The organism is Achromobacter mucicolens (genome assembly GCF_902859725.1).
In the GTDB taxonomy this organism is placed as follows: Bacteria; Pseudomonadota; Gammaproteobacteria; order Burkholderiales; family Burkholderiaceae_B; genus Achromobacter; species Achromobacter mucicolens.
Genome location: NZ_CADIJP010000001.1, coordinates 274458 through 289141 on the forward strand (window position 1 = coordinate 274458; position 14684 = coordinate 289141).

The 14684-nt window shown below is 69.1% G+C and carries 15 protein-coding genes; 7 read left to right on the forward strand and 8 right to left on the reverse strand.

What is annotated here, in order from left to right; genetic code table 11:
* Positions 1-8: 8 nt before the first annotated feature.
* Genes HV786_RS01215 through HV786_RS01230 form a run of 4 tightly spaced genes read left to right on the forward strand, consistent with a single transcriptional unit; the run spans position 9 to position 2851 of the window.
* Positions 9-653: a flavin reductase family protein gene (locus tag HV786_RS01215; RefSeq protein ID WP_128827551.1), complete on the forward strand. Its 645-nt coding sequence runs from the start codon at positions 9-11 to the stop codon at positions 651-653.
* 38 nt (positions 654-691) lie between these two features.
* Positions 692-1306 (forward strand): glutathione S-transferase family protein, encoded by a 615-nt coding sequence (locus tag HV786_RS01220; RefSeq protein ID WP_175209770.1) that lies wholly within the window; start codon positions 692-694, stop codon positions 1304-1306.
* A gap of 13 nt (positions 1307-1319) precedes the next feature.
* Positions 1320-1931: a carboxymuconolactone decarboxylase family protein gene (locus tag HV786_RS01225; RefSeq protein WP_175209833.1), complete on the forward strand. Its 612-nt coding sequence runs from the start codon at positions 1320-1322 to the stop codon at positions 1929-1931.
* Positions 1928-2851, forward strand: a complete 924-nt coding sequence (locus tag HV786_RS01230) for an amidohydrolase family protein (RefSeq protein ID WP_128827552.1) — start codon at positions 1928-1930, stop codon at positions 2849-2851. The genes HV786_RS01225 and HV786_RS01230 overlap by 4 nt, the downstream gene beginning before the upstream one ends.
* 66 nt (positions 2852-2917) lie before the next feature.
* Here the strand turns inward: HV786_RS01230 and HV786_RS01235 are convergent, their stop codons facing one another.
* The 8 genes from HV786_RS01235 to HV786_RS01270 form a co-directional block, all read right to left on the reverse strand.
* Positions 2918-3880, reverse strand: a complete 963-nt coding sequence (locus tag HV786_RS01235) for a LysR family transcriptional regulator (RefSeq protein WP_056325137.1) — start codon at positions 3878-3880, stop codon at positions 2918-2920.
* 69 nt (positions 3881-3949) lie between these two features.
* Positions 3950-4921, reverse strand: a complete 972-nt coding sequence (locus tag HV786_RS01240; RefSeq protein WP_128827553.1) for a Bug family tripartite tricarboxylate transporter substrate binding protein — start codon at positions 4919-4921, stop codon at positions 3950-3952.
* A gap of 46 nt (positions 4922-4967) precedes the next feature.
* Positions 4968-7331: an acyl-CoA dehydrogenase family protein gene (locus tag HV786_RS01245; RefSeq protein WP_175209771.1), complete on the reverse strand. Its 2364-nt coding sequence runs from the start codon at positions 7329-7331 to the stop codon at positions 4968-4970.
* Positions 7328-8551: a CaiB/BaiF CoA transferase family protein gene (locus tag HV786_RS01250; protein ID WP_128827554.1), complete on the reverse strand. Its 1224-nt coding sequence runs from the start codon at positions 8549-8551 to the stop codon at positions 7328-7330. The genes HV786_RS01245 and HV786_RS01250 overlap by 4 nt, the downstream gene beginning before the upstream one ends.
* 10 nt (positions 8552-8561) lie before the next feature.
* Entirely contained in the window at positions 8562-9359 is a 798-nt protein-coding gene (locus HV786_RS01255) for an enoyl-CoA hydratase/isomerase family protein (RefSeq protein WP_420809618.1), read from the reverse strand.
* A gap of 17 nt (positions 9360-9376) precedes the next feature.
* Entirely contained in the window at positions 9377-10597 is a 1221-nt protein-coding gene (locus HV786_RS01260) for a CaiB/BaiF CoA transferase family protein (protein WP_175209773.1), read from the reverse strand.
* Positions 10598-10742: 145 nt separating this feature from the next.
* Positions 10743-10907, reverse strand: a complete 165-nt coding sequence (locus HV786_RS01265) for a hypothetical protein (RefSeq protein ID WP_128827555.1) — start codon at positions 10905-10907, stop codon at positions 10743-10745.
* Positions 10908-10963: 56 nt separating this feature from the next.
* Entirely contained in the window at positions 10964-12235 is a 1272-nt protein-coding gene (locus tag HV786_RS01270) for a hypothetical protein (RefSeq protein WP_254599431.1), read from the reverse strand.
* Between the two features lie 345 nt (positions 12236-12580).
* Between HV786_RS01270 and HV786_RS01275 the strand changes: the two genes are divergently transcribed.
* Genes HV786_RS01275 through HV786_RS01285 form a run of 3 tightly spaced genes read left to right on the forward strand, consistent with a single transcriptional unit; the run spans position 12581 to position 14683 of the window.
* A complete protein-coding gene (locus tag HV786_RS01275) occupies positions 12581-13012 on the forward strand; it encodes a hypothetical protein (protein ID WP_128829014.1) in 432 nt (143 codons plus the stop codon).
* A 42-nt stretch (positions 13013-13054) separates the two neighbouring features.
* Positions 13055-13753: a glutathione S-transferase N-terminal domain-containing protein gene (locus HV786_RS01280; protein WP_128829013.1), complete on the forward strand. Its 699-nt coding sequence runs from the start codon at positions 13055-13057 to the stop codon at positions 13751-13753.
* Between the two features lie 3 nt (positions 13754-13756).
* Entirely contained in the window at positions 13757-14683 is a 927-nt protein-coding gene (locus tag HV786_RS01285) for a LysR family transcriptional regulator (protein ID WP_128829012.1), read from the forward strand.
* Position 14684: the final 1 nt, after the last annotated feature.

A 14684-nucleotide genomic window follows, 5' to 3' on the forward strand; every position in this document is an offset into this window, starting at 1 on the left:
CCCGCGCCATGAACTTCGATTTCAGCAAACTGGCCTCGGCCGACGCCTTCAAGCTGCTTTCCAGCGTGGTCGTGCCGCGGCCCATCGCCTGGGTGGTCAGCCAGTCGCCGCAAGGCGCGCGCAATGCCGCGCCGTTCTCGTTCTTCAATGTGGTCAGCAGCGATCCGCCCATCGTCGCGCTGGGCATCGGACCGCGCGGCGGCCAGTTGAAGGACACCTCGCGCAACATCCTGCAGACGGGGCAGTTCGTGATCAACCTGGTGTCGGCGGAGCTGGCCGAGCAGATGAACCACACCAGCCTGGACTACGACGCCGGCATCGATGAACTGGCCCGCGCGGGTCTGTCGACAGAATCATCCCTGATCGTGGGGCCGCCGCGCATCGCGCAAAGTCCCGCGGCGCTGGAGTGCGAGGTCTGGCAGGTGCTGGATGCTGCGCCGCAGCGCGTGATCGTGCTGGCGCGCGTGGTGGCGCTGTACCTGCGCGACGACGCCTTGCTCAACGCCGAAAAATTCTACGTGGACACGCCCGCGCTGCGCCTTCTGGGCCGCATGCACGGCGCGGGCTGGTATGCGCACACCAGCGATCTCTTTCAGATGCGCACGCCCGACGCGGCCAACGATCCCGCCGTTCGGCCCGCGCAGGGGCATTGAATGCCCGAGAAGACCTTGAACCCTTTTGGAGCCTGTCGATGAAACTGCATTGGTCGCCGCGATCGCCCTTCGTGCGCAAGGTGATGATCGTCATTCACGAGGCCGGCATCGAGGACCGCGTGACGCTCGTGCGCACGCCGGTCGCGATGGATAAGCCCAACCTGGACCTGGTGCCCGACAATCCGCTCATCAAGTTGCCGACGCTGGTGCTGGACGATGGCCAGGCGCTGTACGACTCCCGCGTCATCTGCGCCTACTTGGACGCGTTGACGGGCTGCGGCCTGGTGCCGGCCGACCCGCAGGCGCGCCTGACCGCCGAACGCCGCCAGGCGCTGGGCGACGGCTTTCTGGACGCGCTGCTGCTGTTCCGCCAGGAGCGCAACAAGCCCGAGGCGCGGCAGACGCCCGCGTGGCTGGACGCCTTTGCGCTGAAGACCCGGGCGGTGCTGGCCGCACTGGAGGCCGAGGCGCCCGCGCTGCAGGCAAGCCGCTTCGACCTGGGCCTGATCGCCATCGGCTGCGCACTGTCATACATGGACTATCGTTTCCCGGATATCGCCTGGCGCGACGGCCACCCGGCGCTGGCGGCCTGGCACGCGCGGTTTGCCGCGCGCCCGTCCGTGATGCGCACGCAGCCCGACGAAACCCCGTAACGAGAGGACGATGATGAGCCGTATCCCGCTGCCCACGCCAGACACCATGACCGACGATCAGAAGCGCGTATACGAGAAGATCGTTTCCGGTCCGCGCGGACGCCTTGTCGGCCCCTTGCGCGCCGCGCTGCACAGCCCGGAACTGGCCGAGCGCTGGCAGGCGCTGGGCGCGTTGCTGCGCTTTGGCACCAGCCTGGCGCCGCGCGTCAGCGAACTGGCCATTGTGGTGACGGCGCGCCGCTGGAACAGCCAGATCGAATGGCACATCCATGCGCAGGCGGCGCGCGCCGCCGGTATCTCGGACGCCGTGCTGGACGCGATCCAGGCCCGCGAAACTCCCGTGTTCGACAGTCCCGACGACGCGGTGGTCTACGAGTTTGCGCGGCAGATCCAGGAGACTGGCCAGGTCGACCCCGGCCTGTATGCGCAGGCCGTCGCGCGGTGGGACGCCGTGGGTGTGGTGGAACTGACCGCCGTGATCGGCTACTACACGATGGTGTCCATGACGCTGAACGCGCACGAGATCCCGATGCCCGACGACGCGCCGCCGCCGCTGGATACGCCGCGCCAGGCGGGCGCGCCGGTGCTGAGCCGGCTTGCGCCCCTGACCGGGAGCCAGCCATGAGCGCCGCCGGACATCCGGCCGCAGGCGGGCAGGCCCGCGCCTATGTGCCGGACAGCGTGGAAACGCCCCGCATGCCGGTGACGCCTCGCCATGCCCTGCCGGCGGGCGCGTGCGACACGCATTGCCATGTCTTTGGTCCCTACGACCGTTTTCCCCTGCAGCATCCCTCGTCCTACGCCGCGCCGGATGCGCCGGCGTCGCGCTATCTGCGCATGCTGGACACGCTGGGCGCATCGCGCGGGGTGCTGGTGCAGCCGGCGCCCTATGGCACGAACCCGGATGCCTTGCTGGACGCGCTGCGCGCGGGCGCAGGCCGCCTGCGCGGGATCGCGGTGGCACACCCGTCCGTCACCGATGCACAGCTGCAAGCCTTGCATGACGGTGGCGTGCGCGGCCTGCGCTTTGTCGAGGCGCGCGACCCCGCGGGAAACCTGTTTCCCGGCAGCGTGGGATTCGATCAGGTCGCGGCGCTTGCGCCGCGCATGAAGCAGTTCGGCCTGCACGCGCAGCTGTGGGCGCCGTGCGATACCTATTTGCGCCATCTGCCCGAACTGGCAAAGCTGGACTTGCCGCTGGTCATCGACCACCTGGGCAGCCTGGTCCCGGCGCGCGGCGAGGCCGATCCGGTGTTTCAGCTGCTGCGCCGGCTGCTGGCCGACGGCAGGATCTGGATGAAGCTGACGGTGTGCCGGGTGGGCACCGCGCCCGATTATGAAAACGCGCGCGGCATCCACGATGCCTTCACCGCCGCCAATCCGGATCAGGTGCTCTGGGGATCGGATTGGCCCTTCGTGCGCATGGGGGCGGCGGCGCCGTCCGCGGACGCGCTGGTGGACCTGGCGCACGATTGGCTGGGCAACGACGCGCTGCGCAAGCAGGTTTGGGTGGACAACCCCGAGCGTCTGTACGGCTTTGCATAAATACAAGCGGGGGGCTCGCTGAGCCCCCGCGCTGAACCCGCACCCTGACCCACTGGTGGACGCCGCTTACGGGCTGGCGTGCCAGACGCCCTCGCCGCCGATCTCGCGCACCAGCGCCTCGATCTGCGTGGCAACTTCTGTGACCGTGCGTCCGGGACCCTTCGAGCGCGAGAACGCCATCGAAATGATGCGGCTCATCGTGGGATCGCGCAGCGCGGCGATGCTCAGGCGCCCCTCCTGCACCTCCTGCCAGACGGCGTGCAGGGGCAGCACGGTGTACATCTTCTCGTGCTCGACGATGGACTTCATGAGCGGAAGCGAGTCGGCCTCGATGAGGGGCGCGATGGTGATCTTGCGCGCCCGCGCCAGGCCGTCCAGCGCGTTGCGCAGGCCATTGGGCGCGCCGGGCAGGATGAACGGCAACCCGTCCAGCTGATCGAAGGTGACCTCGCCGGCCTGCGTGCGCGCATCGCCCGCCGCGCCCACCAGGTAAGAGTCCACGGACGCCAGCGCCTGCTCGCCGGGCGGGCATTTGTCGCCGTAGCGGTAAAGGATGGCGATGTCCACGCGGCTGTCGGTCAGCCATTCCTCGATCTGGCCGCTGGAGCCTTCCAGGATTTTCAGATGCACCTTGGGAAACTGCTGGCGCAGCCGCGAAAACAGCCGGCGGATGAGCGGGTGCGCGGTCGATGGCAACAGGCCCAGCGTGACCTCGCCGGCAGGTTCGCGGGCCTCGCCGTTCAGTTCCAGCTCAAGCCGTTCGGCGTCGCCCAGCAGCGTTTGCACCAGCGGGAACAGGCGCTCGCCCACTTCCGACAGGTTCACGCCGCGCCCGGTGCGGTTAAAGAGCCGCGCATTGCACTCGCGTTCCAGCGCATTGATGCGGCGGCTCAGCACCGACTGGTCCTGGTCCAGATACAGCGCCGCGCGCGTGATGCTGCCCAGTTCCGCGATGGCCAGGAAGGCCCGCCATTTGTGAAGGTCGGCGGTCAGGTCCAGGCTCAGGCCCGTGGCTTTTGCGGATGGCATGGTCGATGGCGCAGGTCGGCAGTCGGTGGAATCGGCATAAGCGTACGGCAAAAGCGTGCGGGCATGGCGTTATTGCAAACCCAGCTTGCCGCGCTTGATGACCTCGCCCCATTTCTTCGACTCCGCCTCCATCAGGGCGCGATAGGCGTCCGGCGACGTGGCGACGGGGATGGCGCCCTGGTCGATCATTTTCTGGCGCAGCGCCGGGTCGGCCAGCGACTTGGCGATCGCGTCCGACATCTTGTCCACGATGTCCTTGGGCGTGCCGGTGGGCGCGATGACGCCGTAGTTCGATTCCACGACGATGCCGGGAAAGCCCGCCTCCTTGGTGGTGGGCACGTCGGGCAGACCCTCGAAGCGTTCGGGGCTGGCCACGGCCAGCGCGCGCAGCTTGCCGGCCTTGATGAAGCTCAGCGCGGCCGAGGCATCGCCGGGGAACATCTGCACCTCGTTGGACAGCAGCGCGGTCACCGCGGGCGCGGCGCCTTTGTAGGGAACGTGCATGATGTCGATGCCGGTCTGCTGCTTGAGCAGTTCGCCGCCCAGGTGAGGGGTGGTGACATTGCCGGCCGAGCCGTAGTTGTACTTGCCGGGGTGTTTCTTGGCGCTGTCGACAAAGGCGGCCAGGGTGGTGTCCGGCAGCGACGGGTTGACCATGATCACCTGCGGAATGCGCGCGACCAGCGACACGTACTGGATCTTGGACACGTCGTACGGCACCTTCATGACGTGGGGCAGCCCGGTGATGGCGCCCGGCACGCCAAAGCCGAACGTGTTGCCGTCGGGCGTGGCGCGCACGGTGGCGTCCACGCCGATGGTGCCGCTGGCGCCGGCCTTGTTCTCGATCACGATGGTCTGGCCCAGGCGCTCGCCCAGCGACGGCGCAAGCAGGCGCGCCAGGTTGTCGACCGAGCCGCCGGGCGGGTAGGGCACGATCAGCCGGATCGGCTGGCTTGGCCAAGGTTGGGCCGAGTAGGCGGTGGGCGCGGCGGCGCCGCCCAGGATCATTGCCGCCACCGCCAGTACGGTTGCTTTTTTCATTTGTCTCTCTCCGGTTGCGCCGGCTCGGGCCGGCGCGTTGTCATTGTCAGGCGCCTTGCAGGCCCAGAACCTGCTTGGCGTAGATGTTGCGCTGGATCTCGTTGGTGCCGCTGAAGATGGTGGCCGCGAGCGCATTGACGTAAGGCGCCAGCGCCTGCACGCCGCCGTTGCCATAGCCCAGGCGCATCGCCGCGCCGCCGTACTCCTCGGCGATCTGGATCAGCAGGGCGCCCAGCCGCTCGTGCGTCTCGGTGGCCCAGATCTTGAGCAGCGACAGTTCCGGCGGCAGCGGGCGGCCGGCCTTGGCCATGTCCGCAAACACGCGGTACATCGCGGTCAGGTCGGCGCTGTCCAGCCGCAGTTCGGCCAGCCGGTCGGTGAACGCCGGATCGGCCAGCAGGCCGCGCTGGCGCGCCAGGCTGAAGATCTGCTGCAGCGCGTGGCTGGCGTGCTTGGGGCTGCCGCTGAACAGGCGCTCAAACCCCAGGAGCGCCTTGGCGATGCCCCAGCCCGCGTTCAGTTCGCCGACCACGTTGCCGCGCGGCACGCGGACCTGGTCGAAGAAGACCTCGCAGAACTCCTCGTGGCCCGACAGCGTGCGGATCGGACGGCGGCTGACGCCCGGGCTATTCAGGTCCACCAGCAGGAAGCTGATGCCGGCCTGTTTCTTCACGGTCTTGTCGGTGCGCACCAGCATGAACATGTGCGTCGCGTCCTGCGCCAGCGTGGACCAGGTCTTCTGGCCGGTGACCACCAGTTCGTCGCCGTCGATCAGCGCCTCGCAGCGCAGCGATGCCAGGTCCGATCCGGCGTCCGGTTCCGAGTAGCCTTGCGCCCACACCGCCTCGCCGGACAGGATGCCCGGCAGAAACCGTGCGCGCTGCGCCTCGGTGCCGTAGCGGATGAGGATGGGGCCCAGCATGACCAGGCCCTGGTCCGGCGCGCGCGCCACGCCGTAGCGTTCGGCTTCCTCGATGAACGCGATCTGCCGGGCGGGCGACAGCGCCATGCCGCCATGCTCGCGCGGCCACGACGGCGCAATCCAGCCCTGGCGCGCCAAGGTGAAGTACCACGCCTTGATCTCGTCCCAATGCAGCCGCCACGGCACGTGCCGCAGGTGATCGGGGTAATGCGCGCGAAAGAACCGGCGCAGCAGCTTGCGGAACGCCGCTTCCGGCATGGCGTTCCAGTCTGCGTCGCGCGGGAACTCGGTGGCATCCAGGCCGGGGGGCTCGTCGTCCCGGGCGTCCTCTGCCGCATCGTCCGTCTCCGGCGCCGGGTCGACCGCCAGCACGCCATAACGCTGGCGATGCGCCGTGGCGTTGCCCAGCCAGGCGCCCAGGTGCAGGGCGCTGCGGAAATACAGGCTGACGTCGCATTCGTCGGTGTAGCCGATGGCGCCGTGCAGCTGGATGGCCAGCCGCGCCGCGTCGATGCCGGCGCGTGCGGCGCGGGCCTTGACCCGGCTGGCGGCCGCCTTGCGCGCCTTGACGTCGCCCGGCGCCGCGGCAATGGCGTTCAGCGCGTCCAGCAGGCTGTTGGACGCCAGTTCGACCTGCAGGGTCGCGTCCACCAAACGGTGCTGCAGCGCCTGGAACGACGAGAGCGTCTGGCCGAACTGCTTGCGCGTGTTCAGGTAGGCCACCGAATCGGCCAGCACCTGCCGCGCGATGCCCACAAGTTCCGCGGACTGCATCAGGCGGCCGTAGTCCAGCGCCTCGTCAACCGCGTCCAGCACGCCCTCGCGCGCCAGCAACGCCTCGCCGCCAACCACCGCGGACTCGATCGTCAGATGGCAGGCCGGTGAGCCGTCCGCGCGTTCGTGCGTCTGCACCGTGACGCCGGGCGTGCCGGCGGGCAGATAGAACAGCGCAGACCCCGTCTCGCCATCGGCCGTGACAAGCCAGCCGTCCACGTCCGCGCCGGGGAGGACGTGGCGCTTTTCGCCGTTCAGCACATAGGCGCCTTCGCGCGCGGTGAACGTGACGCCAAACGCCCCGGCGGATTCGCCGGCCTCGAGCTGTCCTTCGGTTTCCTGCCAAGCCAGGCCCACCATTTTTTCACCGGCGCACAAGGCTTGCAGCAACGCGTCGCGGGTAGCGGCATCGCCCGCCGGGGTGACGCGCGCCAGCAGCGCGGTGCTCAGCACGCCCGCTCCGACGAGCGGTTCGGGCAACTGGGCGCGGCCCGCTTCCTCCAGCACGGCGGCCATCGCGTGCCAGCCCAGTCCCAGACCGCCCAGCGCTTCGGGCACGCTCATGCCCAGCCAGCCGACGGCGGCAATCTCCTGCCAGTACGCGCGGTCGCCGCCCGGGGTGCGGCGCTTGCGTTGCCGCTGGTCGCGGCGCTGCAGAAAGTCGCGCGCGCTGTCGCGGATTTCCTCGATCAGTTCGTGGTCGGCGGCGCTCATACGATGCCCTCGGCGTGCAGCTGCGCGATCGCCGCGTCGGTCAGGCCCAGCTCGGCACGCAGGACGTCGGCCGTGTGCTCGCCCAGCATGGGAGGCGGCAATCCCAGTGCGATGGGCGTGCCGGAAAAATGAATGGGATTGCGCACAACCGGCATGCTGCCCAGCGCCGGATGCGTCACGCTGCCCAGCACTTCGCGATGCCGCACCTGCGGATCCTCGAAAACCTGATCCATGGTGTAGATCGGCCCGCAGGGCACATTGGCGGCTGCCAGCGCCTGGTTCCAGTCCGCCACCGTGCGCGCCAGCATCGCCGGCTCGATCATGCGGGACAGATCGGCCTGCGCCGCGGCGCGCTTGGGGTTGGTGTCAAAGCGCGGATCGGCGGCCAGGTTGGGCAGGCCGATCACGTTGCAGAAGCTGCGGAACTGCGAGTCGTTGCCCACCGCCACCATCAGATGGCCATCGCGGCATTCGAAGGCGCGGAACGGCGCGGTGATCTGCGAAGCCGAGCCCATGCGGGCAGGCAACTGGCCGCTGGCCAGGTAGTTCATGCCGATGTGCGAGATGGCCGCGATCTGCGCGTCCAGCAGCGCCAGGTCGATGTGCTGGCCCACGCCGGAGATCTGGTCGCGGTGCCGCAGCGCGGCAAGTATGGCCGCCACTGCATAAAAGCCCGCGGTCAGGTCCGACACGGAATAGCCCGCCTTGACCGGTCCCGCCCCGGGCTCGCCGTCCGGCACGCCCGTCACGCTCATCAGGCCGCTCATCGACTGGAAGATCGGATCGTAGCCCGGCAGGTGGCTGTAGGGGCCGGTCTGGCCGAAGCCGGTGATCGAGCAATACACCAGCCGCGGATTCACTTCCGACAGCGAGGCGTAGTCCAGCCCGTAGCGCTTCAGGTCGCCCGCCTTGAAGTTCTCGATGACGATGTCAGCCTTCTGCGCAAGCTGGCGCACCAGCGCCTGGCCTTCGGGACGCGAAATATCGAGCGTCACGGATTTCTTGCCGCGGTTCATCGCGACGAACGAAGAGGTCTCGCGGCTGGGCTTGCCGTCGCGGTCCGGCATGGGATAGCCCTGGTGCCGCACGTCGTCGCCGCGGCCGGGGCGCTCCACCTTGATGACCTCGGCGCCGAAGTCGGCCAGCATCTGCGCGGCCCACGGCCCGGAAAACACGCGGCTCAGGTCCAGGACCTTCACGCCTTCCAATGCACTGGTCATGGCGGCTCCCTTATTTGCCCTGGAACACCGGCGCGCGCTTTTCGAGGAAGGCGCGGCGCGCCTCCTGCGCGTCCTCGGTCTTGGCGATGGCCGCCGTCATGTCCTGTTCGTAGCGGTAGCCGTCGCGCAGGCTCATGTCTTCGATGGCGTTGAGCGTCTGCTTGGCCAGCACGGACGCCAGCGGGCTCTTGCTGGCCAGCTCGCGCGCCAGTTCCGTCGCGCGGTCCATCAATTCTTCAGCGGGGACGCTGGCCTCGACGATGCCCAGCCGGTAGAGTTCGTCGCCGTCCACGCGCAGACCCGTCAGCATCATGCGGCGCAGGCGCGAGTGGCCAAAGAGCCGCATGCCGTGGCGGCCGCCGCCCAGCAGCCCGACGTTGATTTCCGGCAGGCCCACGACCGCGGTGGAGGCGGCGATCAGGATGTCGCACGAGGCCACGATGGCCAGGCCCGCGCCCAGCGCCGCGCCGTTGATCGCGCCCACCACGGGCTTGGCGCACTCGCGGATCGCATGAAAGCATTCCCGCGTGCGGCGCGAGTGTTGCGGCAGGTCGCCCGGCCCCTTGATGGTGGCCGCGCGGTTCTTCAGGTCGGCGCCCGCGCAGAACGTCTTGCCCTGGCCCGACAGCACCACCGCGCGCACCTCGGGCGTTTCCGAGATGCGGTCCAGCACCCAGGACAGCTCGTTCATCATCTCGGTGCTGAGCGCGTTGACGGGCGGGTTGGCCAGCAGGATGGTGGCAACGCCGTCGGCGATCGCGACGTCCAGCGCCGTGTAGGGCCCGGCCAGGTTCTCCGGCATGCTCATGTCTCTCTCCTTGTTGTTCAGATGATCTTGCGGTCGCGATAGTCCTGGATCTGCTCGGCGGACAGGCCCAGTTCGGCCAGCACGTCGGCGGTGTGCTGGCCCAGCAGCGGCGGCGCGGCATCGGCGCGCAGGGCCGAGCTGCCGAATCGCAGCGGGTTCATCACCTGCGGCACCGAGCCGGCGGCCGGATGCGGCAGGCGCCGCAGCATGCCGCGGTGCACGACCTGCGGGTCTTCGAAGACTTCGGGCACGGTATTGATTGACCCGGCCGGCACGCCCGCCTTTTTCAGCGCGGCCAGCCAATGGGCTCGTGGTTGGCTGGCGAAGATGGCGTCCAGCACGGGATCGAGCGTGTCCTGATTGCGCACGCGCTGGCTGTTGGTGATGTAGCGCGGGTCTTGCGCCAGTTCGGGCTTGCCCAGCATCTCGCACAGCGTGACGAACTGCCCGTCGTTGCCCACCACGATGACGATGTCGCCGTCGGCGCAGGCGAACGTGCGCTGCGGCTGGATGTTCGGGTGCGCGGTGCCGGTACGGCGCGGCACCTTGTTGCCCAGCAGGAAGTTCATCGCCTGGTTGGCCAGCAGGCCCACCTGCACGTCCAGCATGGCGACGTCGATGTACTCGCCCTTGCCGGTCTGCGCGCGGCGCAACAGCGCGGCCACGATGCCCAGCGCGGCGTACACGCCGGTGGTCAGGTCCACGATCGGCACGCCCACCTTCTGGGGGCCGCCGCCGGGCCGGTCGTCGCGTTCGCCCGTGACGCTCATCAGGCCGCCCATCGCCTGGATCAGGAAGTCGTACGCGGGTTCGGCGGCGCGCGGTCCGGTCTGGCCGAAGCCGGTGACCGAGCAATACACCAGGCGCGGATTGATCTTGGACAGCGACTCGTAGTCCAGCCCCATGCGCGCCAGCGTGCCGACCTTGTAGTTCTCCAGCACCACGTCCGCGTCGCGGCACAGGTCCTTGACCAGCGCCTGGCCTTCGGGCGTCTGCAGGTCCAGCGTGATGGAGCGCTTGCCGCGGTTGGTGGCAATGAAATAGGCGCCGTCCCGGGTGTCCTGGCCGTCTTCATCCTTCAGGAACGGCGGGCCCCAGGTGCGCGTGTCGTCGCCCTGGCCTGGCCGCTCGACCTTGATGACGTCAGCGCCCAGGTCGGCCAGGATCTGGCTGGCCCAAGGACCGGCCAGGATGCGGCTCAGGTCCAGCACTTTGAGATTCGATAACAGCGGCTGCAAAGCCTTCTCCTTGACTGCGGTATGTGCAGGCAGTCTAGGAGTTGGCGGGCGCCGCGGGAGGGGCCCGCAGGCGCAAAGCTGTTATGCGGTTCTGGCCGTCACGGCGGCGGCAAGGTGCCCTGCACGCCGGGCGGGTGCGGCGGCGTCAACGGCCGGTATCGGGATAGTTGGGCCCCGCGTCACGGAAGCCGCCGGTGCTGTAGGGATTGACCGCGCCGGGGTGGGGCGGTCCGCCGGGGCCGGCGCCGCAGCCGGCCAGGAGCAGTGCGGCGGCAAGCAGAGCAAGCAGGCGCGTCGGGAAGGATTTCATAAAGGTCTCCTGCGACTGCCCCTCAGCAGGCGCGTTACTCGCAGCGTATGGGCGGATTATAGGCCTGCCGTCTTCGCCTTGATCCGCGGTTTCGCGCAGCGCGCGCGATAGTCGTTCACCGCATCGGAATCCGCGGGCTGAAAGTAGGGGTGCGGGTATCCCGCCTCCCGCAAGGCGGCGTGCATGCGCACGCCCCACACGCATTCGCGCTGCGCCTCGTCCCACAGCTGCGTGGCTTGGTCCCGTTGCCCGCTACGCCATAGCGCGAGGCCGTAGTCGGCCACCATCTCCTCGTCGCGCGGCAGGTCGCGGTACGCCGTGTGCATCAGGCGCAGGCCTTCGGCGGTCTGGCCGCGCAGGGCCAGGATCCACCCCAGCGTGCCCTGGTTGTACGGACGCGGGCCGACGCGGTCGAGCGAGCGGCGGGCCTGCTCCTCGGCTTGCGGCAGGTAGTCCGGGAAATCCGCCAGGTAGTAGGCCGTGTTGTTTGCCAGGTCCACTGCGCCGGCGGCACGCGCGCCGCGTTTTCCGGGCGCGAGGTCCTGCAGGACGTTCGACTCCTGCAACACCAGATCCGGCATCCCCAGCAGGCGCGCCACTTCCAGCCGCTTGCGCCGCTCGCCGGGGTCGACGGGCTTGAACATGTCCGGAAATGGCCGCTGGCGTGCCTGCAGCAGCCAATGGCGCGCCAGGCCGGGCTGGCCGGCGGCCAGCAGCAGCCGCGCCAGGTCCAGCTTCTGGTCGGCGCTGCGGGTGCAGCGCATGCCGTCGATCAGGGCGCGGGCGCCGTCGGTGTCGTTCCGGGCGAACGCGCGGTTGACGGCGTCCAGCTCGGCAAAGCACGGCCCGTCGCGCGTGACCTGCGCGTCGATGTGCAGCGAGATCGCACCGGCCGGCACGTCGTGGCTGAAGTAGGCCGTCGCGCCCTGGCGGTTGGTGTAGCCCAGGTCCACCCAGGCTTCGCCCCAGCGCTGGCGCATGGTCATGATGTACGGCCAGCCGGGCAAGGGCTCGGGCGAGCCGCTGCTGTGCAACTGAAAGAAGTGGCCCCACGGGCCATCGCCGATGCGGCGGATCAGGGTGAAGTCGTCCTCCGCGTGCGGCAGCGTCGTCCGGATCGGCGCCGTGCGTCCCTCGCCATCGGTGACGCCGTGCAGGATGCCGTCGCCGGAAGGCGTCTCGAGGATGGCGTCGTCCTTGCCGGTGACGAAGGCGCGGTACGGCGTGTTGGGCGCGGGGGCGGCGCGCTTGCCATCCCACAGTGTCAGCGTCAGGCTGCGCGTAGTGCGCAGGGTGTCAGCCGCCGGCGCCGCAGGGGTGTCAGACACTGCTTGCGCGGTGTCCTGGCCCGCGGCGTGCGCGGCCGGACCGGTCAGCCACGCTGCGGCGGCCAGGCATGACGCAGCGGCCCCTATGCGCCAATCTGCGCGGGCCGGGATGAGGCGGCGATGGAAAGTGGCGGGTTGTCCGGAACGTTGCTGCGGGTGCTTCATGGAGACTGCCAGTGGCGCCGGGCGCGGCGGGCGCCACGGCGGTATGGGGTGACCTGCGGGGCAGGGCGCCGCCTTGCGGGCGCGAGGCGGATTGTGCATCACAAACCCGTTGCCCGCCCCGCCCAGCGCTCGGCAGGAACGTATGGCATTCTCCCGCCACGTCCTTGCTGCCATCCGCTCATGTCCAAACTCCTAGCGCGAACCCTCGACCTGCTTCTCCTGTCCTTCGCCGCCGCGCTGTTCGGCGCTTGCCTGACCTCCGTGCTGACGACCGGCGCCTATGGCTGGGTCGTCCCCGTCGCGCCTTACCTCTACGGCGTGCGCGACTTCTACGCCGAGGCCGTCCTGGCCGGGCTGGCGGGCGTCATCGTGCTGATCGTGGCCGAGCGCCCGGCCCGGCTGCGGCGATCCACGCCCTGGCGCCTGCTGGCGACCTTTGCCGCGGCCCTCGTTGCCCTGTATCTGGCGCCGCCGTCGCCGCAGGTGTTTGGCAACACCTGGGCGCCCGGCGAGGCGACACGCGAGCTGTTCCTGGCGCAATGGCCCATGGTGCTGCCCATTGCGGTGGCGGCAACCGCGCTGCGGTGGGGATTGCACCGGGTTTTGCGCTAGGATTGTCGTCACCCAACCCCGCCTGCCCCGGAGAAACCCCGCATGTCCTCCCTAGACGACTTTGCCATCACCAAGAAGTGGCCCGCCCAGCACCCCGACCGCATCCAGCTTTATTCGCTGCCGACGCCCAACGGCGTGAAGGCGTCGATCATGCTGGAAGAGACGGGTCTGCCCTACGAGGTCCACCGTGTCGCCTTCGATACCAAGGATCAGTTCACGCCCGAGTTCCTGTCGCTCAGCCCGAACAACAAGATCCCGGCCATCCTTGACCCGAACGGGCCGGACGGCAAGCCGCTGGGCCTGTTCGAGTCCGGCGCGATCCTGGTTTACCTGGCCAGCAAGGCCGGCCAGTTCATTCCGGCAGATACGGCCGGACGGTTTGAGACGCTGCAATGGGTGATGTTCCAGATGGGCGGCATCGGACCGATGTTCGGCCAGCTGGGCTTTTTCCATCGGTTCGCGGGCAAGGACTACGAGGACAAGCGGCCGCGCGACCGGTACGTCGACGAGTCCAAGCGCCTGCTGACGGTGCTGGACCAGCGTCTGCAAGGGCGCGACTGGGTGATGGGAGACCAATACACCATTGCCGACATCGCGATCTTTCCCTGGGTGCGTAACCTGGTGGGCTTCTACGACGCCGGCGATCTCGTCGGCTTTTCGTCGTTCAAGAACGTCGCGCGCGTGCTGGACGCGTTCGTCGCGCGCCCGGCCGTCGCCAAGGGACTGACCATCCCGGGCTGACCCATGGAACTGCGCCAGCTTCGTTACTTTGTGCGGGTGGTCGAGGCAGGCAGCATCGGCCGGGCGGCCATGTCGATCGGCATGGTCACCTCGGCGCTCAGCCAGCAGATCAGCCGCCTTGAAAGCGAGCTGTCCACGCGCCTGTTGCAGCGCAGCGCCAGCGGCGTCGTGCCCACGGACGCGGGGCTGGCTTTCTTCCGGCAGGCGCAACTGGCCCTGCGCCATGCCGACGACGCCGTCCAGGCGGCCCAGCAGGCGCGGCTGGCGGGCCACGTCAGCGTCGGCCTGCCGTCCACCACGGCCGCGGTGCTGGGGGCGCCCTTCCTGAAGGCCATGAACGAGCGCTACCCCGATATCCGGCTGCACCTGGTCGAGGCGCTGTCCGGGCATCTGACCGACATGCTCAACGGCCGCCTGCTGGACCTGGCCATCGTGTTCCACGCCGAATCCGCGCGCCGCTGGAGCGTGATGCCGCTGCTGGACGAACCCCTGTTCCTGTTCGCCCGGCCAGACATGCCCGGCGTGCCGTTTGGCGACACGACGCGGCTGGAGGCGATTGCCGACCTGCCTCTGGTGCTGCCCAGCGGCCGCCACGGCCTGCGGGCGCTGGTGAACAACGCGTTTCAGCAATTGGGGCGCACGCCGCGGGTGGTGGCCGAGGTCGACGGCCTGTCGCTGCTCATGGACGTGGTGCAGCAGGGCGGCGCGGCCACGATCCAGCCCAGCTCGGCCACCGCGCGGATCGCGCCCGGCCAGTTGCAGATGGCGCGCATCGACGATGCCCATCTGTTTCGCTCCAACCTGCTCGCCAGCCTGTCGGACGAGGAACTGTCGCCCGCGGCGCTGGCCGCCCGTCTGGTCATGGCCGATGTCTCCCGCACCCTGGCGCGGGAAGGCAAATGGGCGGTGGTGACCCTTCACGAATCGTGAA

Bases quoted from the DNA above. Each gene is read 5' to 3' on its own strand.
- HV786_RS01275 (WP_128829014.1), top strand. From the start codon at position 12,581: ATGTCCAAACTCCTAGCGCGAACCCTCGACCTGCTTCTCCTGTCCTTC.
- HV786_RS01225 (WP_175209833.1), top strand. From the start codon at position 1,320: ATGAGCCGTATCCCGCTGCCCACGCCAGACACCATGACCGACGATCAG.
- HV786_RS01250 (WP_128827554.1), bottom strand. From the start codon at position 8,551: ATGACCAGTGCATTGGAAGGCGTGAAGGTCCTGGACCTGAGCCGCGTG.
- HV786_RS01255 (WP_420809618.1), bottom strand. From the start codon at position 9,359: ATGAGCATGCCGGAGAACCTGGCCGGGCCCTACACGGCGCTGGACGTC.
- HV786_RS01230 (WP_128827552.1), top strand. From the start codon at position 1,928: ATGAGCGCCGCCGGACATCCGGCCGCAGGCGGGCAGGCCCGCGCCTAT.
- HV786_RS01220 (WP_175209770.1), top strand. From the start codon at position 692: ATGAAACTGCATTGGTCGCCGCGATCGCCCTTCGTGCGCAAGGTGATG.
- HV786_RS01240 (WP_128827553.1), bottom strand. From the start codon at position 4,921: ATGAAAAAAGCAACCGTACTGGCGGTGGCGGCAATGATCCTGGGCGGC.
- HV786_RS01245 (WP_175209771.1), bottom strand. From the start codon at position 7,331: ATGAGCGCCGCCGACCACGAACTGATCGAGGAAATCCGCGACAGCGCG.
- HV786_RS01235 (WP_056325137.1), bottom strand. From the start codon at position 3,880: ATGCCATCCGCAAAAGCCACGGGCCTGAGCCTGGACCTGACCGCCGAC.
- HV786_RS01265 (WP_128827555.1), bottom strand. From the start codon at position 10,907: ATGAAATCCTTCCCGACGCGCCTGCTTGCTCTGCTTGCCGCCGCACTG.
- HV786_RS01280 (WP_128829013.1), top strand. From the start codon at position 13,055: ATGTCCTCCCTAGACGACTTTGCCATCACCAAGAAGTGGCCCGCCCAG.
- HV786_RS01285 (WP_128829012.1), top strand. From the start codon at position 13,757: ATGGAACTGCGCCAGCTTCGTTACTTTGTGCGGGTGGTCGAGGCAGGC.
- HV786_RS01215 (WP_128827551.1), top strand. From the start codon at position 9: ATGAACTTCGATTTCAGCAAACTGGCCTCGGCCGACGCCTTCAAGCTG.